The organism is Neisseria sp. HMSC074B07 (assembly GCF_001810355.1).
Lineage (GTDB): Bacteria > Pseudomonadota > Gammaproteobacteria > Burkholderiales > Neisseriaceae > Neisseria.
The window spans coordinates 1-449 of record NZ_KV800934.1 but is presented as its reverse complement, the minus strand read 5'-3'; the positions used below and the strand labels follow the sequence as shown (position 1 = coordinate 449).

Genomic DNA, 449 nt, shown 5'->3' with positions numbered 1-449 from the left:
GCACCTACGGTACGGCCACCTTCGCGAATCGCAAAGCGCAAACCTTCTTCCATAGCGATAGGCGCAATCAGTTCTACAGTAATGGCTACGTTCTCACCAGGCATAACCATTTCTACACCTTCTTCCAAAGTAACCGCGCCGGTTACGTCGGTAGTACGGAAGTAGAATTGAGGACGGTAGTTGGCGAAGAACGGAGTATGACGACCACCCTCTTCTTTGCTCAATACGTACACTTCTGCTTTGAATTTGGTGTGCGGAGTGATGGTACCCGGTTTAGCCAATACTTGACCGCGTTCCACTTCTTCACGTTTGGTACCGCGCAGCAATACGCCTACGTTGTCACCGGCTTGACCTTCGTCCAGCAGTTTGCGGAACATTTCAACACCGGTACAAGTGGTTTTTTGAGTTTCTTTCAGACCTACGATTTCGATCTCGTCACCAACGTGGAT

General features: G+C 49.9%; 1 protein-coding gene. It reads right to left on the bottom strand.

The genetic code is table 11. The features are described 5' to 3' along the window. Nucleotides 1-449: EF-Tu C-terminal domain-related protein (locus HMPREF2726_RS06370; RefSeq protein ID WP_148132485.1), on the bottom strand; the 449-nt coding region annotated here is incomplete at both ends.